This is a genomic window from Nocardia sp. 852002-51101_SCH5132738 (assembly GCF_001665695.1).
Lineage (GTDB): Bacteria > Actinomycetota > Actinomycetes > Mycobacteriales > Mycobacteriaceae > Nocardia > Nocardia nova.
The window spans coordinates 1-26,056 of record NZ_LZML01000044.1 but is presented as its reverse complement, the minus strand read 5'-3'; the positions used below and the strand labels follow the sequence as shown (position 1 = coordinate 26,056).

Sequence of the window (26,056 nt, the reverse complement as noted above, 5' to 3'; positions counted from 1 at the left end):
GCGGGCCCTTTCCGGGAACGATGCAGCGACCACCCGTCGGCGACTAGCCTGACTGTTATGGACCTGACCAGCGCAGACGACCGTGCGGAGGTATTGTCGCGCGCGCCGCGGCGCCCGGGCCGGACCCGCCTGGCACTGGGGCGGGTCGCGCGTCGTCTCCTGGACCTCGTGCACGATCCGGCCGGTACGCTGCGGCGGCGGGTCGAGGAGATGTCCTACGGCTATCCCGTCTCGGTGGTCGTCACCGCGGATATCGCGGTCGTGGTGGCGGCGGTCGCGGCCGCGGCGCTGCGCAGCCAGTACTTCTCGACCGGGGTGCCCTTCCTCGCGGTGGCGCTGTTGTTCGCCTGCTATCCGCTGCTGTTCTTGTTCGACCTGCCGCCGAAACCGGCCGTGTTCGGCCTGTCCGCGCTCACCGCCCAGGCGCTGTTCCTGCTGCAGCCGGTCTCACCCGATTGTTCTCCGCTGGTGTTGACCGTGATGGTCGGGATGATCGGGGCGATCGCGCCGAAACGGGTCAGCCTGTTCTGGATGATCGCCGCCGTCGCGGAGATCGTCGTCTTCTACGCCCTGGGCTCCGCCGAACTGGTGCAGGTGTACGTGGTCGCGATCGTGCTGGGCTGGATGGTCGGCCTGATGTTGCAATTCCAGCGGCAGTCACTCGATCAGGAGCGCGAGAATCAGGCGATTCGCTCCGCGCAGGCGGCCGACGACGAACGCCGCCGGATCGCCCGCGAGGTCCACGACGTGATCGCCCACTCCCTGAGCGTCACGCTGCTGCACCTGACCGCGGCCCGGCACGCACTGGAGACCGATCGCGATGTCGACGAGGCCATCGACGCACTCGGCGATGCCGAACGCCTCGGCCGCCAGGCGATGGCCGATATCCGGCACACCGTCGGCCTGCTCGATCAGCGCCCGTCCGCGATGACCCCCGAACCGGGTCTCGAGGACATCGCCGACCTGGTCGCCGATTTCGTCGGCGCCGGGCTGTCGGTGACCTACCACCTCACCGGCGACACCGCGGCGGTGTCCGCGTCAACGGGTCTGGCGCTGTACCGGATCAGTCAGGAATCGCTGTCGAATATCGCCAAGCACGCGCCGGGTGCGCAAGCGTCCCTCGACATCGCCGTGACCCCCGCCGAAGTGACCGTGCGCGTGCGCAATACGCTGCCGCAGGGCCCGGCGCCGCGCACCGGCCGCGGAATGGGGATCAACGGCATGCGCCAGCGCACGGCGACCCTGAACGGCAATCTGTCGGCCGGCCGATCGGGCGAGTACTGGCAGGTGCGCGCCCGCATCCCGCTCGCTCCCGACGAGGTGTGCCCGGTGAGCGGACTCGACGATCCCCTGACGAAGGTGCGTGACGCGATCACCTCGCTCACCCGCAAACGCCAGGAGGAGCGGTGAGACATGCCGGCGCGTCCGCCAACCCGTCCGACCGGGTGCGGGTGTCCCGCAGGGCACCGGGATCGGTGAGACATACCCGCGCCGACCGGGTGCGGGTGTCCCGTAGAACGCAGGAGGGCACGTGAATCCGGGTCAGAGTCCGCTCACCGACACCGATACCGCGACCACCACCGTGCTCGTCGTCGACGACCAGGAACTCGTGCGCGGTGGACTGCGACGGATCCTGCGCCGCCGCGACGGCTTCGTGGTCACCGAATGCGGCGACGGTGACGAGGTGCCGGCCGCCTTGGCCGAATACCGGCCGGACGTGGTGCTGATGGATCTGCGGATGAAGCGGGTCGGCGGCATCGACGCGACCCGGCGGCTGCGGACCCGCGCGGACGCGCCGCCGGTGCTGGTGCTCACGACCTTCGACGACGACCATCTGCTCTCCGGTGCGCTGCGGGCAGGCGCGGCGGGCTTCATCCTCAAGGACTCCCCCGCCGAGGATCTGATCCGGGCGGTGCGCACCGTGGCCGAGGGCGGCTCCTGGCTCGATCCGTCCGTCACCGGCCGGGTGCTGTCGGCCTACCGGACGGCGCGGCCGGTCCCCACCGACACTCGCTCCCGCATGGCGGAGCTCACCGCTCGCGAACTCGAGGTGCTCAAACTGATCGGCCGCGGGCGGGTCAACTCCGAGATCGCCGGCGAACTCGGCATCTCCGAAGTAACGGTAAAGAGCCACGTCGGACACATTTTCGGCAAGCTAGGGTTACGAGACAGGGCGGCCGCGATCGTCTTCGCGTTTGACCACGGCGTGGTCGCACCCGGAGAATCGGCGTTCTGAGGGGCAGGCAACCCGGTGCGGCGCCGGGCAGGTTGGCCACCTTGCCCAGGAGTTGGAGGTTCACCGGTGGAAGTGCCGAGGTCACGGGTCGGCACCAGATTCGGCCCGTACGAGGTGCGCTCGCTGCTCGGTCGCGGTGGTATGGGCGAGGTGTACGAGGCGTTCGATACCGGTAGGGATCGCGTCGTCGCGCTCAAGATCCTGCCCGAACAGCTCGCGCAAGACGCGACGTATCAGGAACGCTTCCGCCGCGAATCGCAGGCGGCGGCCCGGCTGGCCGAACCGCACATCATCCCGATTCACGACTGGGGTGAGACCGGCGGCTCCCTGTTCCTGGATATGCGCCTGGTGCGCGGCGAGAACCTGCGCACGCTGCTGCGCCGGCAGGGAAAGCTCGATGCCGACCGCGCGGTGGCGATCGTCGAGCAAGTGGCCGCCGCACTGGATGCGGCACACGCCGCGGGGCTGGTCCATCGGGATGTCAAGCCCGGCAACATCCTCGTCACCCCGGCCGATTTCGCGTATCTCACCGATTTCGGCATCGCCCGCGACGAGGGCGACAACCCGCACACCACGGGCAGCCACGCCGCCGGTTCCTACACCTATATGGCGCCGGAGCGATTCGACTCGGGGACCGTGACCGCCCGTGCCGACATCTATTCGCTGGCCTGCGTCCTGCACGAATGCCTGACCGGCGCGACGCCCTTCCCGGCCGAGAGCGTCAGTGTGCTGATCCGGTCGCATCTGTCGGAACCGCCCCCGCGTGCCAGCGCCGCGCGGGCCGGCGTGCCCGAGGCCATCGACGGGGTGATCGCGCGCGCAATGGCGAAGGCGCCGGCGGACCGGTATCAGACCGCCGGACAGTTCGCAGCCGCCGCGCGCGCCGCGCTGGGACTGGGCGGACGGATGCCCGCCGAGTCGAGTACCGCGGGGACGCCGTTCGATTCCGGGACGCCGAAGGTCTTCGGCGCGGAATTGCTCGCGAACACCCCGCGCGGCGGGGACACGCCCTCCGGCCCCAGCCCGGTGGACGTGGCGGCGGCGCGGGACAACGACTACCGCCGCACGCCGGAACCGACGACGTTCCAGCCGTTCGGACCGGACGGACCGACGATTGCGGCAAACTTCCAGCCACGCGGCCCTGTCGCCGCCGGTGACACCGCCGCGAGCGCAGCTGCTGACACGGCCAATGCCGGTGCCGCGCAGCCTGTTTCAGCAGCCGCATCGGCAGGCGCCCCGGCTCCGAACGACGCGGCCGGTGCGGACCGGGCCGCCGGCACCGACGCCCCCGCGGCCACGTCGCGCGCGTACGAGACCACGGGCACGCTGCGCATCATCCCGCCGCCGAGCAGGGACGAGCGCGATACGTCCGGCGATCTGCCGGTCATCCGCCCCGCCGATCCGACGCTGGTCGAACCGGGCGAGTTCCACTTCACGCTGACCGCCGAAACCCCTGCGGCGGAGCCGAAACCGACGACCTTGCCGAGCCTGCCGATGCGCAAGCCACCCGCGTCGGGCGCGGCAGGATCGGCACGGCCGGTCGCAGAACCAGTCGTGCCGCGCGCGGCCGAGCCGGCCCGGCGGTCCGCGGCCGTACCGACCCGCGCGTACGGCGTGCCCGGGAGCGAAGAGGTTCGCGACCGCGCCGACCACTCCGACGCCGAACATTCCGACGCCGAGCAGGATTCGGCACCGGGTTCCGAACACCGCACCCAACTGCTCGACCCGACGCAGTTCAGCACCCGTCCCGAGGCCAACGCGCGATCCGGCGCCGCCCTCTCCGATGCCGACCTCTCCGACGCCGACCTGCAGCCCGGCGAGAAGACCGAACTGATCGACATCTCGCAGTTCCGCACCGGCGGCACCGATCGCACGCCCCGCGACCAGGACACCCGGTTCCTCGATGTCTCGCAGTTCGGCACCGCCGCGAAGGCAGCGGGCGATACGCAGTTCCTCGATGTCGCCGGAGACGAGGGCTACGACGACGCCCGGTACGACGACACCCGCTACGACGACGATCTGCGCTACCGCGACGACCCTCGCTACGAGGAGGACGTCCGGTACGAGGACGACGGCTACGACGACGGCTATGCCGACGACGAGTACTTCGATGACGAATACGCCGTGGCGGCAACGGGTTCGCAGGATTCGCGCCCCGCGAAGCGCTCGCGATCGGTCGCGGTTCCGGTCGTCCTCGGTGTGCTGGGTGCGGCCGTCCTGGCGGGTATCGGCGTGGTCGGCTGGCAGGTCTTCGGCTCGTCGTCGAACAACGACCACCCGGCCACCGCCCCGGGCCCGGCCGCCCCGGCGGTGACCGCCCAGCAACCGGCGACCAGCTCCGCGCCGGCTACGACCGCGGCGCCGACCACGACCGGCACGCCGGCCAATCTTCCGGTCGGCGCGACCCCGTGCTCGCAGACCTCGACAACCCAGGGTTCGTTCGCCAAGACCGCGACCGGTTCCTCGGTGACCTCCTGCGGTTTCGCGGAAGCGGTGCGCAAGGCGTATGCGCAAGCGGCCGAATCCCACGGCGCGACCAGCGCGGCCACCGCCGAGGCCAGCACCTCGATCATCGCGGTGAGTCCGGTGACGGGCCGGTCCTATCCGATGACCTGCACCAGTTCGGGCAAGGTCGTCACCTGTACGGGCGGTGACAACGCGGTGGTCTATGTCTACTGACCCGACGCCCACCGGGCGCCAGGGTCGGCGGCGGTTGTTCTTGGCAGTTGTCCCACTTCTCGTTTCGGCGTGCGCGGCGCACGGTGCCGCGGTCAGTACCGAGCCGGGCCTGTCCCGGCCGCCCGCCGACATGGTGCGTCCGGCGCCCGTTCCCGACTCGACGCCCAGCCTGCCCAGCGGTCTGGTGGCCGGCTTCGCCAACCTGCGCGCGCAGTTACCCGGCCGGATGGGCTTGGCGGTGATGGCCGTGGGCGGCGACCGCGTGATCACGCTCGGCGACTGGACCACGGGAGTCGCCTGGTCGACGATCAAGGTGCCACTCGCCCTCGCGGCGCTGCGCCGGGACCCGGTCGGGCTGGCCGATGTCGCACAGGCCGCCATCACCGCCTCGGACAACGATGCGGCCCAAGCACTCTGGATCGCGCTGGGTGGCGGTGAACCCGCGGCCGAAGCGGTCGAGGCGGTGCTGCGCGAGGCCGGCGACACCACCACCGATGTCGCCGACCGGCACAATCCGGATGCGCGCCAATCCATCGACGACCCCATGGTCTTCGGCGCCACCCAGTGGAGTCTGGTCGATCAGCTGCGCTTCGCCGCCCGGCTGCCGTGCCTGCACAATGCTTCGCGGGTGGTGGATCTGATGCAGCAGATCACCGACAGCCAGAGCTGGGGCCTGGGTTCGTTCGTCGGCGCCGAGTACAAGGGCGGCTGGGGACCCGACGACGACACCGGAGCGTATCTGGTCCGCCAGTTCGGACTGGTGCCGACGTGGTCCGGTCAGCTCGCGGTAGCCCTTGCGGCGCAACCGGATTCGGGCTCCTATGATGACGCGGTCGAAATGATGAACCGGATGTCGGCACTGCTGTCCGAACACGTGCACGAACTGCACGGCGGAGAATGCGAGCGGTGATTGCGCAGTCGTCTCATATGCGCCGTCGACGGTCGGCGCATTTGACCGGCGGGCCGCGACCGCACACAATTCCTCGTCTGACGGATGGTGCCGTGCGGGGCCATCCGCATGATGTGGAGGTGAACAGGTGCACGCACCACTCCGGCCGAGCACGAAGCGGGCCATGGCTTTTCGCGCTGTTCGCTGTGCGGCGGCGCTGCTCGGAGCGGGCCTGTTACTGAGCCCGGTGGCCTGCTCGAACGCCTCCGAGACCAGCATGCCGACCACGACGACCAGGGCGAGCACCTCGTCCGCCCCCGTCACGATGTTCGCGCTGCCGGGTTCGCTGGCAGCCGATTTCACCGCGCTGCGGCCGAGTCTGGACGGGCACGCCGGTATGGCGATCATGGCGGTCGGCGGCCAGCGCACCGCGCAGATGGGCGATTGGACCACCGGCCCCTCCTGGTCGACCATGAAAGTCCCACTGACACTTGCCGTTCTGCGCACCAACGGCAACACCAGCACCTATCAGATGTCGGCGGCCATCACCGAGTCCGACAACTCCGCCGCCGACGGACTGTGGCAGGCGCTGGGCGCCCCCGACGCGGCGGCCAAGGCGGTGCAGGCGGTGCTGCGTGAAGGGGGTGACACCACCACGACCGTCCCCGCGACCCGCTCACGCGCCGAGTACTCGGCGTTCGGCCAGGCCGACTGGTCGCTGGCCGACCAGGTGCGCTGGGCATCGCGACTGCCCTGCCTGCCCGACGCCGACACCGTCACCACGCTGATGGGCAAGGTGGTCTGGGGCCAGCAGTGGGGCCTCGGACATTTGGACAACACCCGTTTCAAAGGCGGCTGGGGCCCCGATCCGAGCGGCAACTACCTGGTCCGCCAATTCGGCCTGCTGACCACACCCAACGGCGATGTCGCCATTTCCCTTGCCGCACAGGCGACATCGGGCACCTTCGACGACGGCACCCAGATTCTCAACAAGATGGCGGGGCTGATCACGCAACATCTCGACGACCTTCCGGCCGGCCACTGCGCGCCCGCGCAGTGACGCCACCGCGCGGCCGCGCAATGACGCCACCGCGCGGCCGCGCAATCACACCACCGCGCGGCCGCGCGACGACACCACCGCGCGCCCGCAATGTCCGCTGTCTGTGGTAGCCGGTTGCTGTAACCGCCGGTTAACGGGGGCGGGGCTGCGCCGCGCGGCCGGGCGCGGCAAGATAGCGGCATGCGCATCGGAGTCTTGACCGGAGGCGGGGACTGCCCAGGCTTGAACGCGGTCATCCGAGCTGTCGTTCGCACTGCGAACGGCCGCTACGGTGACGCGATCGTCGGCTTCCAGGACGGTTGGCGCGGGTTACTGGAGGATCGCAAGATCCACATCCACAACGACGACCGCACCGACCGGCTGCTGACCAAGGGCGGCACCATGCTCGGCACCGCCCGCACCAATCCCGACGTGCTGCTCGAGGGACTGGGGCGAATCAAACGCACCCTCGACGACAACGGCATCGACGCCCTCATCCCGATCGGCGGGGAGGGCACCCTCACCGCCGCCCACTGGCTCTCCGACGAAGGGGTGCCGGTGGTCGGCGTACCGAAGACCATCGACAACGACATCGATTGCACCGACACCACTTTCGGCCACGACACCGCCGTCACCATCGCCACCGACGCCATCGACCGGCTGCACACCACCGCGGAATCGCATCAGCGCGTCATGCTGGTGGAGGTGATGGGCCGCCACGCCGGCTGGATCGCGATGAATTCCGGCATCGCCTCCGGCGCCCACCTCACCCTCGTCCCCGAGGTGCCCTTCGACGTCGACGAGGTGTGCACCATGATCAAACGCCGCTTCCAGCGCGGTGATTCACACTTCATCTGCGTGGTCGCCGAGGGCGCGAAACCCGCCGAGGGCTCGTTCCACCTGCGCGAGGGCGGGGTCGACGAATACGGCCACGAGCGGTTCACCGGGGTGGCCCACCAGTTGGGCGTGGAGATCGAACGCCGCATCGGCAAGGAGGTCCGCACCACGGTGCTGGGCCACGTCCAGCGTGGCGGCAAGCCGACGGCCTACGACCGGGTGCTCGCGACGCGCTTCGGCCTGCACGCCGCCGAAGCGGTCCACGCCGGCCAGTTCGGTCAGATGGTGGCGCTGCACGGCACCGAGATCGGCCTGGTGTCGCTGGCGGAGGCCACCAAACAGCTCAAGCTGGTACCGACCGATCGGCACGGGGAGGCCGCCGCGTTCTTCGGGTGAGGGAGGCCGGCGCCGCGCCGGCGGCGCGGCCCTATGCCATGGGCATGTCGTTGCACCAGGTATCGAACTCCTGGTACGTCTTGCCCTCCTGCAAACCGGGCCAGTACTGACCGTGTGCGACGATCAGATATCGCGATCGCGCCGAGTCCCGGAACGCGATGACTTTCCAGAATTCGTTGGGGATCGCGGAGTCCGCCGACTTCCACATGTAGCTGTCGTATTTCACGTCGCTACCCGTGACGCCCGCCCCCTTCCGGTTGGCGGGCAACCCCGCGACCACGCGCTGCGCATCCGACGACGAGTCGTAGGACAGGACCGCGTATTCAGGCTTGTCCACCGCTCCCCAGCAGTCCCACGCGGCGGTCCACGAACCCAAACGAAGATCGGCGGCGTCACCCGGCGTACGCAGGGTTTTGCCGTCGGTCTCGCGGAAACAGGACTGGCCGTCGTATCCGGTGCCGCTGCTTCCCACACCCGAGGGCTTCACCAGCTGCGGGAACGTCGACTTCAGAGCGGCGAAATCATTGCCCTTCGAGTTCTTCTGCAGCACCACCACCACGATCGCGACGACGACGGCCACCACCACCAGCACGGCGACGATGATCGCGGCCACCATCGCGCCCGAGCGCTTCGGGGGCCGCGGCCGGTATCCCGGGGCAGGCGGGTAGCCGGGCGGCGGCGCGGAATACCCTGCGGGAGAGGGCCTTGCGGGCGATGGCATCCCGGGAGGAGGTGCTGCGGGAGAGTGTGTCGCGGCCGGCATCGGCACCCGAGCGGACGCGGCATTCGCCGGGCCGCCGGTATTCGCGGCCGACGAATATTGCTGTCCCCCAACGGGAACCACGGTCGGCACGCGAGCACCGTTCGCCGGCGGATATCCCTGCGTATGGGTGTCGGGGTGCGGTCCGGCGGGCATGCCTGCACCGTTCGCGGGCGGGTATCCCTGCGTGTGGGTACCAGGATGCGGTCCGCCGGAAACTCGCGCCGAGTTCGGCTGCACGAGCGACGGCCCGCCGGGACGGATCAGCGTCGGAGCCGCACCGCTCACCGGCGGCGCCCCCGCGGGCGCGGTCAGCGCCGCTCGCGCCGCGGCCGCGAATTCCGTACAGCTGCTGAATCTTTCGGAGGCTCGCTTGGCCATGGCGCGGGCGATCACCCCGTCGATCGCCGGGGACAGTCCGGCGCGCCGCGCACTGGCCGGCGGGACCGGCAGTTGTAGGTGGCCGCGAATGACCTCGGTGGGATGTTCGGAGTCGAACGGCCCGGTTCCGGTGAGCAGCCAGTACAGGGCACAGGCCAGCGAATACTGATCGGAGCGGTGGTCGAGTTCGACACCGGTCATCTGTTCCGGCGAGGCGTAGGCGAGGGTGGCGGTGAACATGCCGGCCTGGGTGAGGTGCGTGGAATCCTCACGCAGGCGGGCGATTCCGAAGTCGGTGAGGAAAACACGTTCTCCCTTGCCGCTCACCGCCCGGGCCAGCAAGATGTTGGCGGGCTTCACATCTCGGTGCAGCACACCGTTGCCGTGTGCGTAATCCAATGCGTCGGCGACACCTTCGATGATCTGCACCGCGCGCTCGGGCGGCAGCGTCAGCGGATTCACCGTCGCGGCGTCGACGCCGTCCACATACTGCATGCAGATCCACAGCTGATCGTCCTCGACGCCGCGGTCGTAGACGGCGACGATGCCGGGATGATCGAGTTGTGCGCACAGATCGGCCTCGCGTTCGAAACGGGCGCGAATCTCGGCATCGGTGTACAGCTCGCGATTCAGCAGTTTCAACGCGGTCAGCCGGGGCAGGCGCGGATGCCGCGCGAGATAGACCGATCCCATCCCTCCCTGACCGAGCAGTCGCTCCACGGTGAAGCCGGCGAACACGTCACCGTTGTTCAACACCTACGTTCCCCCTTCCGGCGACGTACCAGGTGGGGATCCTACTCGGATCGCTCAGCCCGGCGTGACCAGGCCGGATTCGTAGGCGATCACCACCGCTTGCGCGCGGTCACGCAGATCGAGTTTGGAAAACACCTTGGAGACATGGGTTTTCACGGTCTGCTCGGCGACGAACAGTGCCTCGGCGATCTCGGTGTTGGACATGCCCTTGGCGATCAGCTCGAGGACCTCGCGTTCACGCGGGGTCAGCGCGTTCAGGGCGGGAGCGGGTTTCGGGCGCGCGCGGCGACGGGTGACATCGGCGATCAGGCGGCGGGTGACCGTCGGCGCCAGCAGCGCCTGTCCCTCGGCGACCACCCGCACCGCGCGGACCAGTTCATCGGCGGGCGCGTCCTTGAGCAGGAATCCGCTGGCGCCCAGGCCCAACGCCTCGTACACGTAGTCGTCGATATCGAAGGTCGTCAGCATCAGCACGCGCACCGGCGGATCGAATCCGGCGGCCAGAATGGCGCGCGCCGCCTCGAGTCCGTTCATCTCCGGCATGCGCACATCCATCAGCACCACATCGGGTCGCAGCCGTTTGGCCTCGGCCACCGCGATCGCGCCGTTGGCCGCATCGCCGATGACGCTGATATCGGGCTGGGCGGCCAGCAGCGCGCCGAACCCCTGCCGGACCATCGCCTGATCGTCGGCGATCAATACGGTGATGGGCATACCCGCCTCAGATGAATCTGATGATCGACAGCAGCCCCGCGACCAAGCAGTAGACCGCGAACGGCAGCAGTGTGCGGGACTTGAAGAACCGTTCCAGGAATCGCACCGCCAGCCACGCCGCGATGCCGGCGACGATCGCCCCCACCAGCGCCTGTCCGTGGATGCCGGCGGCCTGCGGACCGGCCAGCTCCGGCAGCTTCAGCACGCCCGCGGCCAGGATGACCGGGGTGGCGAGCAGGAAGGCGAATTTCGCGGTGTCCTCGTGGTCGAGTCCGCGCAGCAGACCGCCGACCATCGTGAGGCCGGAGCGGCTGAATCCGGCCAGCAGCGCACCGGATTGGGCCAGGCCGATGCCGAGCGCGTCCTTGACCGACAGCGCCGCCAGCCGCTCGTCGGAGGGGACCTCGAGATCCTCCTGGAGCGCCACACCGCGCGCCTGCGCGTCGGCGCGGGCCTCGTCCGCGGCGAAGCGGCGACCGTATTCGGCCAGCGACGGCGCGTTGCGCCGGCGCAGGCCCTCGCCGACGATCAGCACCACGCCGTTGAGGGTGAGGAAGATGCTCGCGTAGATCGGCGTCGCGAACAACGTGCGCAGCGGATGTTCCAGCAGCAGGCCGAGCACGCCCACGGGAATGGTCGCCAGCACGATCAGCCAGGCCAGCCGCTGCGACGAGGTCTCGATGCGCCGGGTGCGCAGCGTGGTCACGAAGCCGATGATGATGTCGCGCCAATCCCGCCAGTAGTAGCCCAGCAGTGCGAGCGCGGTCGCCACGTGCAAGGCGACCACGAAGGCCAGATACGGGGTGCCGTTGTCGGAGTCGCCCTCGGTGACCAGCTTCTCCCAGCTGCCGCCCAACCAGGCCGGCACCAGCACGGAATGGCCCAGGCTCGAGATGGGGAACAATTCGGTGACGCCCTGCAGCGCGCCGATCACGATGGCTTGGAAATAGGTGAGCATCGCCGCTAAGTCTTACACGACCGCGCACTCAGTTCCGCGCGCCCGGCAGGGCAGCCGCGGCGGGTGCCTCGACGGTTCCTTCCGCGACGAGGATCGGTAACCGCGCGTACACCTGGAAGCCACCTTCGGAGCGCGGGCCGGCGGCCAGCATGCCGCCGATGGATTCCGCCCGGGCCCGCATTCCGGAGATACCGCTGCCGTCCGAGCTCACCACCGGCACCCCGCCCGTCCCGGCATCGTTGGCGACCAGCACCTCCACTGCCTGCACCGCCACCGTCAACGTCACGGTGACCGCCGCGCCCGGCGCATGCCGCGAGACGTTCGACAGCGACTCCTGCACGATCCGGTACAGCGCGAGGCCGACGGTATCGGGGACCGCGGCGAGCGGACCGTCGATGGTCCAGTCGATGCGCACACCCGCCCGGCGCACGCCGTCCAGAACCGACACCACGTCCGCGGCGACCGGTTGCGGCGCGTGTTCGGGCAGCTGACCGTCGCTGCGCAGGACGCCGAGCATACTGCGGATCTCGTTGAGCGCCTCCCGGGCGGAGGCGCCGATGGAGTCGAACTCCGCACGGGCCGCGTCCGACACGTCCGGCACCCGATAGGGCGCGGTCTGTGCCTGCACCACGACCATCGACATGTGGTGGGCGACCACGTCGTGCAGATCGCGCGCGATGCGAGCCTTCTCCTCGAGGATCGCGCGGCGAGCCCGTTCCAGTTCGTTCTGTTCCTCCTGCCGCACCAGCGCCTGCCGCGACAGCACCAGCCAGCGCACCAGCAGACCGAATCCGACCAGCCCGGTCATCGCCAGCGGCCAGCCGAAACCCGCCTCCGCGAACGAGCTGGTGCCCGCCATCGTGGTCGCGAACAGCAGTGACGAGGCGATCCACGCGATCAGCACGATCTGCATGGGCGCCCGCACCGCCACCGCGAACAGCAACGCGAACAACACCAGAATGTGCACGACCTGGTACGGCAGATCGTTGCCCGGCTGATGCGGGATGGCCAGCGCGATCAGCAATGCCGCACCGGCCGAGATGGCCCAGCCCAGCGCCGGGTTGACGCGGATCAACGCCAGCGGAAAGACCGCCAGCGCGGCGATGAACGGCTGTGCGGCGGCCGGCACCTGATGGGTGAGGTGCAGGGTCGGCCAGCCGACCGCGAACAGCGTTCCCACGACCACCACCGTCGCCATGTCGAACCACAGCCGCGCCCGGCCCGGAGTTCGCGCCGCCGCCCGCGCCTGCCGCGCCACTCGTATCGCCCGTCTCATGGTGACGAGCCTAGAAATTTCCCGGCGATCCGTCCTCACCCCCGGGATCGACATCTCGCCCCCTACCGGGGTATGAGACGGCCGACCGCGCGCACCCCGGTAGCGGTGCCGAAATCGATCCGCAGCGTGAGGTGCGCGCCGGTTCCCGATTCCTACCTTCGACCGCCATGAGCGAAATTGCGGATGGGTCGGGGCACGGGGCCGGCGGGACCACAGTGGTCGACGCCGGGCCGGGACGCGACGGCCGATGTGCGCGGCGCGGGCACGACGGTACGCTGTCAGCCGCGATGCCAAGTCGGGGCGGGGCGGCGCGCAGGTGCGGCGTAAAGCGTTGGCGGCGTGGGCCTTTGCGCGTGATCGCCGGATTCGTCTCCCTCGTCGCGGCGGTGATCGCGATTCTGGTGTCGTCATCGCCGGGGGCGGGGGCGGCCGAAGTCGGACCCGCGCCGGAGAATGCGGCCGCGCGCGATGCGGTGCGGGCGCTGACCGGTGACCGGCCGGAGCTGGCGGTGATGCCCGCGGATTTCGCTGCGACACAGGGGTATCGGCCGGTTCAGCTGGCAGGTATGCCGGTCGATCCGTCCGGTGAGTGCTCCTCGCCGATTCCGTTGCCCACCGAATTCGACACCGCCTGCAAGGCCCACGACCTCGGCTACGACCTGCTGCGTTACGCCGCAGATCGCGGCCATCCCCTCGGCCCGTGGGCACGCCGAGCCGTCGACAACGCCCTCGAAACCCGGATGTTCGCCGCCTGCGATACGCGCGGCGATCTGCTCGCCCGCGCTCGCTGCACCACGATGGCATCCGTCGCCACCGCGGCGGTGGATTTGAACTCCCGCCGCCAGAACTACGCCGCGCCGATGCCCGAATACCTGTTCGGCCGGCAGCTCTCCGGAACGGAGCTCGGACCGCAGATCGCCCACGTGCTCGCCCGGCTCGCCATGGTGCTGCTGATGGTGGCGGCGTTGTTCGCCATCGTGCGCCGAACCATCCGGCCGCGACGGGGAGGGCAACGTACGGCGGCACCGGCGAATCGGTGGTCGCCGTGGTCGGATTCGAATCGCGGTGTACCGGCCGGGCGCGGGTGGAGCGGACGCCGGGCTGGGAGTGCCGGCGATCGTGACCGGCGCGTTCTCCCCGCCGCACGCATCGGTGCAGCGGCGTCGCAGGCCGCACGAGGAGCACGCGAGTGGCTGTCGCGCAGGGCTATTCAGCTCCGCAGCGTTACGGTGCGGGGTGTCGACGGGATCGGCCTGTGGCTCGGCACTCCGGTGACAGCGGCGGCGGGAGGCGGCGCCGGCGGATGGGTACCGGATCGGGCGCGGATGTCCGTTACGGCGCTGGAACTTTCACCATTCCAGCGGCCGGGTGGGGGGCGAGAGGTTTCGTGCACCCAACCGGCGAGCAACCTACGAAGGACGGCGACGCCGGGCACGGGCTCTGGCACTGGCACTGGCACTGGCACTGGCACTGGCACGAACGGTAAGCACCGATCGACGCCGAAGCACTCCCACCGTCCTGCAGATTCAACTGGCACGCAGGGCAATTCGTCGGCAGCCGACTCCGATGCCACCGTACGGACATGCTTCGCACCACCCTCGCTCGGCGAACCAACTCCCACGACGCTGCCTCCCCGTGCGTCCGAGCGGGCGCGGCACGCACTCGGCGCGACGATTCGGCGGCTCGTCACCATCGGCACGCCTCGGACCGGGACACTGGTGGCTGTGGCGGCGGGGATTTCCGCCTCGCTGGCGCCGGGCCTACTTCCGCGCACCTCGATCGCGCAAGCGTTGCTCACCGCGCTGTTGGTACTCATCGCGCTGGGTGTGGCGGGACTAGGACGGAAGGTGTTGAGGCACTGGACGTTCGATATGCAGGTGCGGACGAGGCGGTTCCGGAGTGCGATCCTGATCGCATCCTGCTCGGTGGCCGGTGCCGCGCTGACCCATGCCTGGTACTGGCAGAACCGGCTGCGGGCGGCCATGGATTTTCCGCCGGTAGGTGTGCGGTACTGGCTGCATTGGGCGATCGGCGTCGTCGCGGTGGTCGTTCCGATCGTGCTCGTCGGGCGTGGATTACGCTGGGCGGCACGGTATGTGGGAAGACTGCGGGCGACCGCACTGGTCACCGCCACCGTCCTGGGCTGCCAGTTCGCCCTGCTTCCGGCAGTCGTGAATTGGCAGCGGTCGGCATTCGCCTCGGCCGACGCCGCCATGGATCCCACAGTGGTGCGGCCGGTCTCCTACACCCGCTCGGGCAGCCCGGATTCGGAAGTGAGCTGGGCCTCGCTCGGAGCGGAGGGGCGCAAATTCGTCGCCGAACGCGGCCGATCGGTGCGCGTCTACATCGGTCTGGACTCGGCTCCCGATCTCGATTCCCGTGTCGCGCTGGCGATTCGGGAGATCGAACGATCCGGCGGATTCGACCGCGCCCACCTCGTGATGATGGTGCCGACCGGATCGGGCTGGCTCGACGCCAATGCCGCTCGCGGCCTGGACGAACGGTTCGACGGCGATGCGACGCTCGTCGGCATGCAATATTCGCAGGCTCCCAGCTGGGCGACCTTCCTGTTCGCCCGGGCCGACGCCGAACGCTCGGCACGGGCACTGTTCACCGGCATCGAACGACGCCTGTCCGGCCTGGCCCATCCGCCGAAGCTCTACGTCTACGGCCAGAGCCTGGGCGCGACCGCGGGCAGCGCGATCTTCGCCGACGACCGGGACGAAGGCGCGCGGGTCTGCGCCGCGCTGTGGGCGGGCCCGCCGGCATCGGCCGTGCACCGCGGCGGGGCCACCGTCCTCGCCAACTCCTCCGATCCGGTGGTGCAGTGGTCGCCGCAATTGCTCTGGCGCGCACCCGATCTCACCGGTGCCCGTCACGACGCACCCCATCCGATATGGCTGCCGGGACTGAGCTGGGTGCAGACCACCGCGGATATGCTCTCCGCCCTCGCCCCGGGGCCCGGCCACGGCCACCGCTACGGATTCGATCAGGGCACCGCCCTCGGGAGCTGCTGACGTCGAGTGCGGCAGCCACGGCGACCACGGCGCCGCTCCCACCCAGCCGACCACCGTGCCCGCCCGGCCCCGGCCGTGTGCTATACCGGTTCTCGCAGGTCAGAACTGTAAATCGGCGGAAGGACGGCATGGACAAGCCCACGAATCTGGTGGAATTCGAGACCATGCTGCTCGGCCGCTACACCATTCACCCGCGCTATCGCCGCGACGGCACCCGTCTCGATCGCAGCGCCTACCTGCTGCTCAGCCGGCTCGCCATCGAGGGCCCGATGTCGATCGGCCAGCTCAGCGAGGCGTTCGGTCTCGACGCCTCCACCCTCAACCGGCAGACCGCGGCGCTGTTGCGCGCCGGACACGTCGAGCGCATCCCCGATCCCGAGGGCGGAATGGCCCGCAAATTCCGCATCACACCGGCGGGCGAGGAGAACCTCGACGCCGAACGCAACGCCAATATCGAAGGTCTGGGCCGCGTGCTCGAGGGCTGGTCTCCCGACGACGTCGCGCGCTTCGCCGACTATCTGCAGCGCTTCAACACCGATATCGAGCGGCTCGACGGCCGCCCGTGGCCGCGGCCGTAATCGGCGTATCGACGATCCGAAACGCGCGCCTGTCGTCCGGCCCGCGCGGCGGCGTCACCTGATGGGTACGCCGCCACGCATCCGGGCCCCCGGAACGAGCTCGCCGATCGCTTGCGCTCAGGCGATCGGGCCGCGCGCGGCCTCGTAGGCGGCGCCCACGCGGTAGAGCCGGTCGTCGGCCAGCGCCGGCGCCATGATCTGCAGGCCCACGGGCAGGCCGTCGTCGGCTGACAGCCCGGACGGCACCGACATCGCGCAGTGCCCGGCCAGGTTGGTCGGGAGGGTGCACAGGTCCGACAGGTACATCGCCAACGGATCGTTCACCTTCTCCCCCAGCTTCCACGGCGTGAACGGGCTGGTCGGCGAGACCAGCACATCGACGGTCTCGTAGGCCCTGTCGAAGTCCTGCGCGATCAGGGTGCGCACCTTCAGCGCCTGACCGTAGTAGGCGTCGTAGTATCCGGCCGAGAGCGCGTAGGTGCCGATCATGATGCGGCGCTTGACTTCCGGGCCGAACCCCGCCTCGCGGGTGAGCGACATGACCTGCTCCGCGGAGTGGGCGCCGTCGTCGCCGACGCGCAGGCCGTACCGCATGGCATCGAAGCGAGCCAGATTGGACGAGACCTCACTCGGCAGGATCAGGTAGTAGGACGCCAGCGCGTATTCGAAGTGCGGGCACGACACCTCGACCACCTCGGCGCCCAGATCCTTCAGTTGCGCCACCGCGGCGTCGAAGGAGGCGAGCACACCCGGCTGATAGCTGTCGGAATGCAGCTCCTTCACCACGCCGACCTTGACGCCGGTCAGATCGCCGCGCGCACCCGCGCGAGCGGCCTCCACGAGCGCCGGCACCGGCACATCGCGCGAGGTCGAATCCTTCGGGTCGTAACCGGCGATCACCTCGTGCAGCAAGGCGGTGTCGAGCACGGTGCGACCACACGGGCCGCCCTGGTCCAGCGACGACGCGCAAGCGACCAGGCCGTAGCGGGAGACGGTGCCGTAGGTCGGCTTGGTACCGACGGTCGCGGTGACCGCGGCGGGCTGACGGATGGAACCACCGGTGTCGGTGCCGATCGCCAGCGGCGCCTGATAGGAGGCCAGGGCCGCCGCCGAACCGCCGCCGGACCCGCCGGGGATGCGGCTGGTGTCCCACGGGTTGCGGGTCGGGCCGTACGCCGAGTTCTCGGTGGACGAACCCATCGCGAACTCGTCCATGTTCGTCTTGCCCAGGATCGGGATGCCTGCGGCGCGCAGTTTGGCCGTCACGGTCGCGTCGTAGGGCGACACCCAGCCCTCGAGAATCTTCGACGCGCAGGTGGTCGGCATATCCGTGGTGGTGAAAACGTCCTTGAGCGCCAACGGAACTCCCGCCAGCGGCGAGGCCACGGTGCCCGCGGCGATCGCGGCGTCGACCTCGGCGGCGGTCACCAGCGCCTGCTCACCGGCGACGTGCAGGAAGGCGTTGAGCTCACCGTCGACCTCTGCGATGCGCTGCAGATGCGCCTCGGTGACCTGCACCGAGGACACCTCGCGGCCGTGGATCTTCTCCGCCAGCTCGGCCGCGGACAGTTTCGTCAGATCGCCGCTCATTACTCGCCTTCTCCCAGGATCTGCGGAACCATGAACCGCTGCTCGTCGACCGCGGGGGCGCCGGACAGGGCCTCGTCCGGGCTGAGCCCGGGAACGACCACATCCGGGCGGGTGACGTTGGCGGTCGGGTTCGGCGACGCGGTGGCCGGTACGTCGGCGGCGACCTCGGTGATGACCTGCACGTGACTCAGGATCGAATCCAGCTGACCGGCATACAGATCGAGCTCTTCGTCGGTGAGGGCGAGCCGGGACAACCGGGCGAGGTGTGCGACCTCGTCGCGGGAGATGGCGGACACCGCGAATCCCCTTTCGGCAGGTTGGTGCGTGTCGATGGCGCAGTGTGCTGCGCATGGGACAGCCTAATGGGGTCGAGGCCCGGAGGCGGCAGCGGATGCGTAACCACGCAGGGCCTCCCATTAGGCTCGGACAACACAGCCTAATGGGTGCGTGTTGTAGCCATCCGGTCACGGTCGGGCTGCGCTGTTCGTTCCGGTGCGCGCCGGACACACGGTTGACATCACAACGTCATCGGAACGGCACTGGCACGGCACCGGGGGTTCGGCCGACAATGAATGTGGCGTACCTCACTGCCCCCGCGTGGAATCGTTTGCCGGAAGCAGTGGGTGTAAGTATTGCGAGACTCGGGTATACGTCCGAAAGTCTCGGTCGCACAGGAAAGGAAGGCAAGCACGTGTCATATCTGCTTCGCGTGCAGCTTCCGGATCGCCCAGGAAGTCTCGGTTCACTCGCAGTAGCGCTGGGCTCCGTCGGCGCCGACATCCTCTCGCTGGATGTCGTCGAACGCGGCGCAGGATATGCGATCGACGATCTGGTGGTGGAAGTTCCGTCGGGCGCGCTGCCCGACACGTTGATCACCGCGGCGGAATCGCTCGCCGATGTGCGGGTCGATTCGCTGCGTCCGTATTCCGGCATTCTCGACACCCATCGCGAGCTGGAGCTGATCGACCAGGTCGCCACCGCCCGCGACGACCGGCTGCAAGTGCTGGTCGACGGCGTCCCGCGCGTCCTGCAGGTCGGATGGAGCACCGTGATGGATCTGGGCCCGCACGGCGGCGGCCAGCGTCTGGTCGGCAGCACCAGCGCACCCGAGACGCAGGCCGGCAGTGTGCCGTGGATGCCGCTCGAGAAGCCGACCGCCCTCGATCCCGAGGCCGACTGGGTCCCGCAGATCTGGCGGGACATGGACACCAAGCTCGCGGCCGCCCCGCTCGGCAACACCGGCAAGGCGCTGCTGCTGGGCCGCCCCGGCGGGCCGGATTTCCGTCCGTCCGAGATCGCGCGGCTGGGCTATCTGGCGGGCATCATCGCCACCGTGCTGAGCTGAACCGCTTGCGGCGCAGCACATTTCGGCGACGAGCAGCGGTGGGCACCTGCGCGGTGCCCGCCCCTGCCCGCCTCGCGCCGGATGCGCCTAAGCGCCTCGCGTGAGCTCCAGCCGCATCACGGTGAGCGGCAGCCCGGCGTCGGTGTGCCAATCCCGTTCCGGCACATGGACGAATCCCAGCCGCTCGTAGATGCGGCGTGCGTCGGCCATCCCGGGCATCGTGGTCAGCACCACGGCGGCGAAACTCTCCGCCCGGGCCGTCTCGACGACGGTCCGGACCAAAGCGGTGCCGACACCGGCGCCACGGGCACGCTTGGCGACCGCGAGCATGCGGAACTCCAGTTCGCCCGACCCCGCGATATCGGCGTACGGGGTGCCGGGCCGCGCGATGGTCAGCGAACCGAGCAGGTCCCCGTCGCGCTCCGCGACGAGGACCTCGGCTTCGCGCGCTCTGGTCTCGGTATCGGAAAGTTCTGCCACATAGGGACTTTCGGAATGCACATGCCCCTCGCCGACGTAGGTGTCGACCGTGAGCAGTGCGATCGCCGCGAAATCGTCCGGGCCGGCGGGACGAATCCGCACCCCCGTATCCAGCTGATCCATCCTCAGTCCGATTCGTCCTCGGTATCCGACTCCGGCCGCACCGCATCGGGCCCCTCCGCCAGCAGCGTGCGGAACCCGTCCTCGTCCAGAATGGGCACACCGAGTTCCTCGGCCTTGGCCGCCTTGGACCCGGGGGAATCACCGATCACCACGAAGGCCGTCTTCTTCGACACGGATCCGGCCGCCTTGCCGCCGCGCACCAGGATCGCTTCCTTGGCCTCGTCGCGGGAAAATCCTTGCAGGGAGCCGGTGACCACGATCGACAGCCCTTCCAGGTTGCGTTCGATGGATTCGTCGCGCTCGTCCTCCATCCGCACCCCGGCCGCACGCCACTTGCCGACGATGGTGCGGTGCCAGTCGACGGTGAACCATTCCTTCACCGCGGCCGCGATGGTCGGGCCGACGCCGTCGACGGCCGCCAGCGCCTCGGCCGACGCCTCCTCGATCGCCGCCATACTTCCCAGTTCGGCGGCCAGGGCGCGCGCCGCGGTCGGCCCGACGTGGCGGATGGACAGCGCCACCAGCACCCGCCACAGCGGACGGTCCTTCGCGCTGTCCAGATTCTGCAGCAGGCGTTTGCCGTTGGCCGAGAGGGTGCCGCTCTTGTTGACGAAAAGCGTTGTGCCGAGCAGTTTCTCCTCGGTGAGGTCGAACAGATCGCCCTCGTCCGCGATCGCGCCCGACTTCAGCAGGTCGATCGCGGCCTCGTAGCCCAGCGCCTCAATGTCGAACGCGCCGCGCCCGGCCATGTGGAAGACCCGCTCCCGCAGCTGCGCGGGGCAGTGCCGCTGGTTCGGGCAGCGGATATCGGCATCGCCCTCCTTCTCGGGAGCGAGCTCGGTGCCGCATTCCGGGCAGTGGGTGGGCATGACGAAGCGCCGTTCGCTGCCGTCACGCACGTCGACCACCGGGCCGAGGACCTCGGGAATGACATCGCCGGCCTTGCGGATGGTGACGGTATCGCCGATCAGCACGCCCTTGCGCTCGACCTCCGAGGCGTTGTGCAGCGTGGCCATCGCGACCGTGGAACCGGCGACGGTGACCGGTTCCATCACGGCGAACGGCGTCACCCGGCCGGTGCGGCCGACGTTGACCTGGATGTCGAGCAGGCGGGTCGTGGCCTCCTCCGGCGGGTACTTGTAGGCGATGGCCCAGCGTGGGGCGCGCGAGGTGCTGCCGAGGCGGCGTTGCAGGGTGAACTCGTCGACCTTGATCACCTGGCCGTCGATTTCGTGCTCGATGTCGTGGCGGTGCTCACCCCAGTACCGAATGCGTTCGACCACCGCGTCGGCGCCCTGCACGCGCACGGTGTGCGCCGAGACGGGCAGGCCCCAGGCCGCCAGCGCCCGATAGGCCTCGAACTGCGAGGACGGGCTGAATCCGACCATGCGGCCGAAGCCGTGGCAGATCATGCGCAGCCGGCGCCGGGAGGTGACCGCCGGATCCTTCTGCCGCAGCGATCCGGCGGCGGTATTGCGCGGATTCGCATAGGGCGGTTTGCCCTCGGCGACGATCGCGGCGTTCAGATTCTCGAAGTCCTCGAGCCGGAAATACACCTCACCGCGCACCTCGAGCAGCTCTGGAATCGGGAATTCCGTTGTGGGCGTGAGCTGTTCGGGGATGTCCTCGATCGTGCGCGCGTTGAGGGTGACATCCTCACCGGTGCGGCCGTCGCCACGGGTGGCACCGCGCACCAGCCGGCCGTTCTCGTAGACCACGTTCAACGCCACGCCGTCGATCTTCACCTCGCAGACGAAGTGCGTATCGGCCCCGGTTTCGGCGACCACCCGGCTGATCCAGGTGCGCATCTCGTCCTCGTCGAACACGTTGTCCAGCGAGAGCATGCGCTCGAGATGGTCGACCGCGGTGAAATCGGTGGCGAAGCCGCCGCCGACCAGCTGCGTCGGCGAATCCGGTGTGCGCAGGTCCGGATGCGCCTCCTCCAGCGCCAGCAGGCGCTGGAACAGCTTGTCGAACTCACCGTCGGAGATGATCGGCGCATCGCGCACGTAGTACCGGAACTGGTGCTCGCGGACCTCCTCGGCCAGCTGCTGCCATTCGGTGCGCTCGTCGCCCGTCGCCGCCTCGGCGGTGTCGGCCGCCTCGGCGGTGTCGGCCGCCTCGGCGGCACGTGCGTCCTCGATCCCGGTTTCGCTCACCTCTGGCACATTAGCCCAGCCCACCGACATGCTCGCGGACCCTTCGGGCACGTCGGAATCAGGCGTTGACGGCGGCCCGGACGTCGTCCGGCCAGGACTTGGGCGCCGATTCGAAGGTGCGATCGGCGTTCGCGAGTACCGCCCGGCCGAGCGCGTAGTTGCCGGTGCCGCCGATGATCGCACCGAGGCCGGCGGGCAGCGCCCGGCCGAACAGCAACGCCCCGCGCTTCGCGATGAACCCGACGATGAATTTGCGGGCCATCGGATTGTCGATCGAGCGGACCACCGGAAGCTTGTCCGCCACCGCCGAGGCCCAATCCTTGGCCGACTGCCCGGCGCCCTTGCCGAGCAACTGCGCCCCGCCCTCGCCGAGGACCACCGCCACCACGAGCGCCCGGCGCTGCTGCTGCGACATCGTTCGCATCCCGTGCAGCTCGCCCACCGAGACGGCGTAGAACGCCGAGGCCTCCATGAAGAAGACCGATTCCACACCGCTGGCCGCCAGTCCGATGATCGTGCCCACTCCGGGCACCGCCGCCGACAGGCCCGCGAGTGTGCCACTGACGGTCACCGCGCCCAGATAGCGCCACCGCAGGCCGCGCTCGATATCCTCCGGCGTCCGCTCCGGATGCTTGCGCCGCAACCGGCCGACGTACTTCGCCGCCAGCGGTTCCTGCACCCCCGTCCCCGCCCGCACGAACGTCTCCACCGACTTCTGCACTACCCGCTCGAACATTCGGACGGCCCCTTTCCTCGACACCGGCGACCCTACGGAGAACACGCCGATTCCTGTCCCACCGACACGAACCGGACGAACGTCACCGCCCGGCCGCCGCACTTTCGCACCGAAACCGTCGCGACCACCGCACCCGGGGCGCCGCACCGCGACAACTTCGCTCGGCAGTGCGATTACCCGTCCGCCGGTGATTCACTCGCCGATGTGCCGCGGCCCATGGTCGGGCGACGCCGGGAAGGCCCGAATTCAGAGAAGTTGACTGTCTCGGCAGAGGCTCGGGCCGCGCGCGGAGGGCGGCGCCGGATGGCTGCCGGGGTCGAACGTCCACGAGTCCACGGCCGCGGCGGGCCGCCAGAACAGCAGACCGTCCCTGCTCGGCGTGACTTCGTAGACATTGTCGCGCCCTTCGATCAACTGGTCGCCCACGCAGTAATCGGTGTATTCGGTGCCGGGTTGCCGGGCTCCCGCGCTGAAATGTCCGGCGGGCGCGTTCGCCGCCCCCGGATCGGGCACCGTACTCGACCCCATCGCCGCCGCCCCGCGAATCCACCGAGGCGCGCCGGCGGCGTCGGTTCCGCAGCTGTAACTCCACCCGCCCGCCGTGACGGTCTCTCCGCGCGGATGCGCGGTGTCGGCCCAAAGACACTGCGTGGCAACCGGATCGACGGCCGCATGGTCCGGCGCCCCGGCAGCGCCACCGGGTGCGGCCGCCGCGATCGCACCGGCGAGGGCAACGCCGGCCGCCACTACTCGTGCCCACTGCACCCCGATTGCCACGTTCATCTTCTTCACTCCTCGCAGTCGTTGTGCCTGCAGATAGGAGCGCGGGTTACGCGGCGCGGCGCTCCGCCCGGCTCGTGGCGCGTAACCGGTGGTCTGTGTAACCGCCCTGCTATCTAATTGATGGCGGCACAGTTTTCGACGGCGGCACAGTGTCCGCACACCCGATCGGCCCGAGAGGGACTCGAGTGCGGCGGCACCGGAGAGGAGGGCGGCGGCAGATGAGCGGGCAGCCCGAGTCGGCGCCCACACCGGCGCCGCCATCCGGGGACGGCTACGCCGACTGGGAGGAGATCTTCCGCGGCAATGTCGGCTGGGTATACGCGCTGATGCTCGCGAAGGTGGGCGCCGCGCCCGATGCCGAAGAGCTGACGACGGAGGTGTTCATGACGGCGCTGGAGCCATCGCCCCTCGGTGCGGAACCATCGGAGATTCCGGCACTGTTGCGACATACCGCGCGTGCGGTCCTGGCCCGCTATTGGCTCTCCCGGGTGGGCCGGGAGATCACCGTGATCGACACCGAGCCGCCCGGCGGTACCTCGACCACGCCGGCAGCCTTCGGCGATCTGCTCGCCGAACTGCCGGAACCCGATCGGCGGATCCTGGAATTACGTTTCCTGCAAGGACTTTCGATGGCCGACACAGCTGCGCGGCTCGGTGTCAGCGTTCCCGAGGCCGAGGCACGCCAGCGCTCGGCGCTGCGATCGGCCGCCCGTCCCGGATCAGGAGGCTCGCTGTGAGCAGCAAAGATGTGGAGCGCTACGTCGACGACATCCTCGCCGGCCGCAGCCCGCGCGGTTTCCGGCCCGACGATGACGACGCCGCCCAGATCCGCGCCGCGATCGCGCTGCGGGCGGCCCGGACCGGCGCCGGCAGTCCCGACGAGGAGTTCATCGCCCGACTGCATGACCGCCTGTCCGAGGACCTCGACGAGCCCGCCGCCGACCCGGGTGCGCGCACGCGGCGTCCCACCCGGCGCGCGGTCTTGATCGGCACGTCGGTGGCGGCCGCGGCCGCGGCGGGCGGGGTGATCGACCACACGGTGCTGAGCGGATCCGGCGAGCCGAAAGTTCCTGCCGCACAGCAGACCCTGGTGCCGTCGCACGGAACCTGGCAGCCGGTCCTCGCCAGTGCGGAGCTGCCCGACGGCGCGACCACACCGTTCGATCTCGGCGCCGTCAACGGCTTCCTCCGCCGCCGCGACGGGGTCGTCTACGCGCTGTCGGGAATCTGTACCCACCAGGGGTGCAAATTGTGGCTGGACGCGGCGGCGGCTCGGCTGCGCTGCCCGTGCCACTCGACCTCCTTCGGTTTCGAGGGTGAGGTCGTGACCCACGAGCTGCCCCGCACCCCCGCTCCCCTGCCGCGGCTGCAGGTCCGTGAAGCGAACGGCTCGATCGAGGTGTTCGCACCGGAGAAGCCGGCCTGACGGCGCGCACCGAACCGCATGTAACCACATCCCGTATCTATCCCTGACAGGCGCGTGCGTCACCGGGCTGCAGGAGGGTGGTTGGGATGGCAGGGCGATCCACGGCCGGGTCGCGATCGCCGGAGAAGCCCCGGCGTCGCGACCTGCGACTGGTACCGCAAGATCGCTATCCCAGCTGGGAAGAGGTGTACCGGGACAACGTCGGCTGGGTCTACGCGCTGATCTTCGGCAAGGTCGGCAACAAACCGGATGCGGAGGATCTCACCGCGGAGGTGTTCGTGGCCGCACTGAAACCGCTGCGCATCACCGCGAGCGTCGCCGAGGTGCGCGCCTATCTGCGGACCACCGCTCGCACGGTGCTCGCCGCGCACTGGCGATCGCGGATGGGCCGCGAGATCACGGTCATCGACGACGACATTTCGGACGAGACCGCTTCGGCGCCAACCGATTCCGCCGCGTCGCGGGCACCCGAACACGTCCGCGCGGTCTTGGGCGAACTCCCGCAACGCTACCGCCAAATTCTCGAACTGCGTTTCCTGCAGGGATTGTCGGTGCGCGAATCGGCCGCCGCGCTCGGCATCAGCGTGGCCAATGCGAAGGTGCTGCAGCATCGGGCGCTGCGCGCGGCGTCGGAACTGAATATCGACCTCGGCCTGTAACCCGGTCGCCTATCTGTCGGTGAAGCCCCGCACTCCGCGGGGTCCGGATGGAGGCCGGATCCGATGCCACGACACCTCGTTCTGAATTTCACCGCCGCCGCGACGGTCGCCCTCGGCGTCATCACACTGTCGGCGTGCGCGACCCCCGCCGACAAGGGGGCTAGCTGTAGGAGGCCTGGACGTTGGTGACGCCCGCGTGGAGTCGCCTGGCTGGTGGCTGGTTTCCGGCGGCCGAATGCGGT

The 26,056-nt window shown here is 69.6% G+C and carries 22 protein-coding genes; 12 read left to right on the top strand and 10 right to left on the bottom strand.

From position 1 onward, the window contains the following. Positions 1 to 57 precede the first annotated feature (57 nt). The 6 genes from A5789_RS06770 (at position 58) to A5789_RS06745 (ending at position 8,076) form a co-directional block, all read left to right on the top strand. A complete protein-coding gene (locus tag A5789_RS06770; RefSeq protein WP_064907175.1) occupies positions 58 to 1,410 on the top strand; it encodes a sensor histidine kinase in 1,353 nt (450 codons plus the stop codon). A 172-nt stretch (positions 1,411 to 1,582) separates the two neighbouring features. Continuing rightward, entirely contained in the window at positions 1,583 to 2,236 is a 654-nt protein-coding gene (locus A5789_RS06765) for a response regulator transcription factor (RefSeq protein ID WP_063025578.1), read from the top strand. 66 nt (positions 2,237 to 2,302) lie between these two features. Then, positions 2,303 to 4,915 (top strand): protein kinase, encoded by a 2,613-nt coding sequence (locus tag A5789_RS38480; protein ID WP_369828758.1) that lies wholly within the window; start codon positions 2,303 to 2,305, stop codon positions 4,913 to 4,915. 40 nt (positions 4,916 to 4,955) lie between these two features. After that, positions 4,956 to 5,825, top strand: a complete 870-nt coding sequence (locus A5789_RS06755; protein ID WP_030512939.1) for a hypothetical protein — start codon at positions 4,956 to 4,958, stop codon at positions 5,823 to 5,825. 163 nt (positions 5,826 to 5,988) lie between these two features. Continuing rightward, entirely contained in the window at positions 5,989 to 6,864 is an 876-nt protein-coding gene (locus tag A5789_RS06750) for a hypothetical protein (protein ID WP_064907173.1), read from the top strand. 180 nt (positions 6,865 to 7,044) lie between these two features. Next, positions 7,045 to 8,076: an ATP-dependent 6-phosphofructokinase gene (locus tag A5789_RS06745; RefSeq protein ID WP_030512937.1), complete on the top strand. Its 1,032-nt coding sequence runs from the start codon at positions 7,045 to 7,047 to the stop codon at positions 8,074 to 8,076. 31 nt (positions 8,077 to 8,107) lie between these two features. Here A5789_RS06745 and A5789_RS06740 read toward each other — a convergent pair whose 3' ends face one another. From A5789_RS06740 to A5789_RS06725, 4 genes are read right to left on the bottom strand one after another with little or no spacing between them, the layout of a single operon-like run. Next, on the bottom strand, positions 8,108 to 9,973 hold the full coding sequence (locus tag A5789_RS06740; protein ID WP_064907172.1) for a serine/threonine-protein kinase: 1,866 nt from the start codon (positions 9,971 to 9,973) through the stop codon (positions 8,108 to 8,110). 51 nt (positions 9,974 to 10,024) lie between these two features. Beyond that, positions 10,025 to 10,684: a response regulator transcription factor gene (locus A5789_RS06735; RefSeq protein WP_036503935.1), complete on the bottom strand. Its 660-nt coding sequence runs from the start codon at positions 10,682 to 10,684 to the stop codon at positions 10,025 to 10,027. 7 nt (positions 10,685 to 10,691) lie between these two features. After that, positions 10,692 to 11,642, bottom strand: coding sequence for an undecaprenyl-diphosphate phosphatase (locus tag A5789_RS06730; RefSeq protein ID WP_063018709.1), 951 nt, complete (start codon positions 11,640 to 11,642; stop codon positions 10,692 to 10,694). 28 nt (positions 11,643 to 11,670) lie between these two features. Then, positions 11,671 to 12,918 carry a sensor histidine kinase gene (locus A5789_RS06725; RefSeq protein WP_082857434.1) on the bottom strand — a complete coding sequence of 416 codons (1,248 nt, stop codon included), beginning with the start codon at positions 12,916 to 12,918 and terminating at the stop codon, positions 11,671 to 11,673. A 353-nt stretch (positions 12,919 to 13,271) separates the two neighbouring features. Between A5789_RS06725 and A5789_RS37665 the strand changes: the two genes are divergently transcribed. Together A5789_RS37665 and A5789_RS06715 are read left to right on the top strand one after the other, a co-directional pair. Then, entirely contained in the window at positions 13,272 to 15,935 is a 2,664-nt protein-coding gene (locus A5789_RS37665) for an alpha/beta-hydrolase family protein (RefSeq protein WP_227462862.1), read from the top strand. Between the two features lie 128 nt (positions 15,936 to 16,063). Beyond that, a complete protein-coding gene (locus A5789_RS06715; RefSeq protein ID WP_036503940.1) occupies positions 16,064 to 16,513 on the top strand; it encodes a MarR family winged helix-turn-helix transcriptional regulator in 450 nt (149 codons plus the stop codon). A gap of 117 nt (positions 16,514 to 16,630) precedes the next feature. Here A5789_RS06715 and gatA read toward each other — a convergent pair whose 3' ends face one another. Together gatA and gatC are read right to left on the bottom strand one after the other, a co-directional pair. Then, positions 16,631 to 18,103 carry an Asp-tRNA(Asn)/Glu-tRNA(Gln) amidotransferase subunit GatA gene (gene gatA, locus A5789_RS06710; protein ID WP_064907171.1) on the bottom strand — a complete coding sequence of 491 codons (1,473 nt, stop codon included), beginning with the start codon at positions 18,101 to 18,103 and terminating at the stop codon, positions 16,631 to 16,633. Then, complete coding sequence (gene gatC / locus A5789_RS06705) at positions 18,103 to 18,399, bottom strand: Asp-tRNA(Asn)/Glu-tRNA(Gln) amidotransferase subunit GatC (protein ID WP_036503944.1); 297 nt, start codon at positions 18,397 to 18,399, stop codon at positions 18,103 to 18,105. The genes gatA and gatC overlap by 1 nt, the downstream gene beginning before the upstream one ends. Before the next feature lie 395 nt (positions 18,400 to 18,794). Here gatC and A5789_RS06700 point away from each other — a divergent pair, with 395 nt between their 5' ends. Then, positions 18,795 to 19,448 (top strand): amino acid-binding protein, encoded by a 654-nt coding sequence (locus A5789_RS06700; RefSeq protein ID WP_030512928.1) that lies wholly within the window; start codon positions 18,795 to 18,797, stop codon positions 19,446 to 19,448. An 87-nt stretch (positions 19,449 to 19,535) separates the two neighbouring features. Here A5789_RS06700 and A5789_RS06695 read toward each other — a convergent pair whose 3' ends face one another. The 4 genes from A5789_RS06695 to A5789_RS06680 form a co-directional block, all read right to left on the bottom strand. Continuing rightward, positions 19,536 to 20,051 (bottom strand): GNAT family N-acetyltransferase, encoded by a 516-nt coding sequence (locus A5789_RS06695; RefSeq protein ID WP_063018713.1) that lies wholly within the window; start codon positions 20,049 to 20,051, stop codon positions 19,536 to 19,538. A 2-nt stretch (positions 20,052 to 20,053) separates the two neighbouring features. Then, a complete protein-coding gene (gene ligA / locus A5789_RS06690) occupies positions 20,054 to 22,240 on the bottom strand; it encodes an NAD-dependent DNA ligase LigA (protein ID WP_082940505.1) in 2,187 nt (728 codons plus the stop codon). Between the two features lie 28 nt (positions 22,241 to 22,268). Continuing rightward, positions 22,269 to 22,946 (bottom strand): hypothetical protein, encoded by a 678-nt coding sequence (locus A5789_RS06685; RefSeq protein ID WP_063018715.1) that lies wholly within the window; start codon positions 22,944 to 22,946, stop codon positions 22,269 to 22,271. Between the two features lie 246 nt (positions 22,947 to 23,192). Then, complete coding sequence (locus A5789_RS06680) at positions 23,193 to 23,729, bottom strand: hypothetical protein (RefSeq protein ID WP_155525681.1); 537 nt, start codon at positions 23,727 to 23,729, stop codon at positions 23,193 to 23,195. 218 nt (positions 23,730 to 23,947) lie between these two features. Between A5789_RS06680 and A5789_RS06675 the strand changes: the two genes are divergently transcribed. The 3 genes from A5789_RS06675 to A5789_RS06665 all read left to right on the top strand — a co-directional run bounded on the left by A5789_RS06675 (position 23,948) and on the right by A5789_RS06665 (position 25,814). Further along, entirely contained in the window at positions 23,948 to 24,466 is a 519-nt protein-coding gene (locus tag A5789_RS06675; protein WP_064907170.1) for an RNA polymerase sigma factor, read from the top strand. Beyond that, a complete protein-coding gene (locus tag A5789_RS06670; protein ID WP_064907169.1) occupies positions 24,463 to 25,155 on the top strand; it encodes a Rieske (2Fe-2S) protein in 693 nt (230 codons plus the stop codon). The genes A5789_RS06675 and A5789_RS06670 overlap by 4 nt, the downstream gene beginning before the upstream one ends. 86 nt (positions 25,156 to 25,241) lie before the next feature. Further along, positions 25,242 to 25,814: an RNA polymerase sigma factor gene (locus A5789_RS06665; RefSeq protein ID WP_064907168.1), complete on the top strand. Its 573-nt coding sequence runs from the start codon at positions 25,242 to 25,244 to the stop codon at positions 25,812 to 25,814. Positions 25,815 to 26,056: the final 242 nt, after the last annotated feature.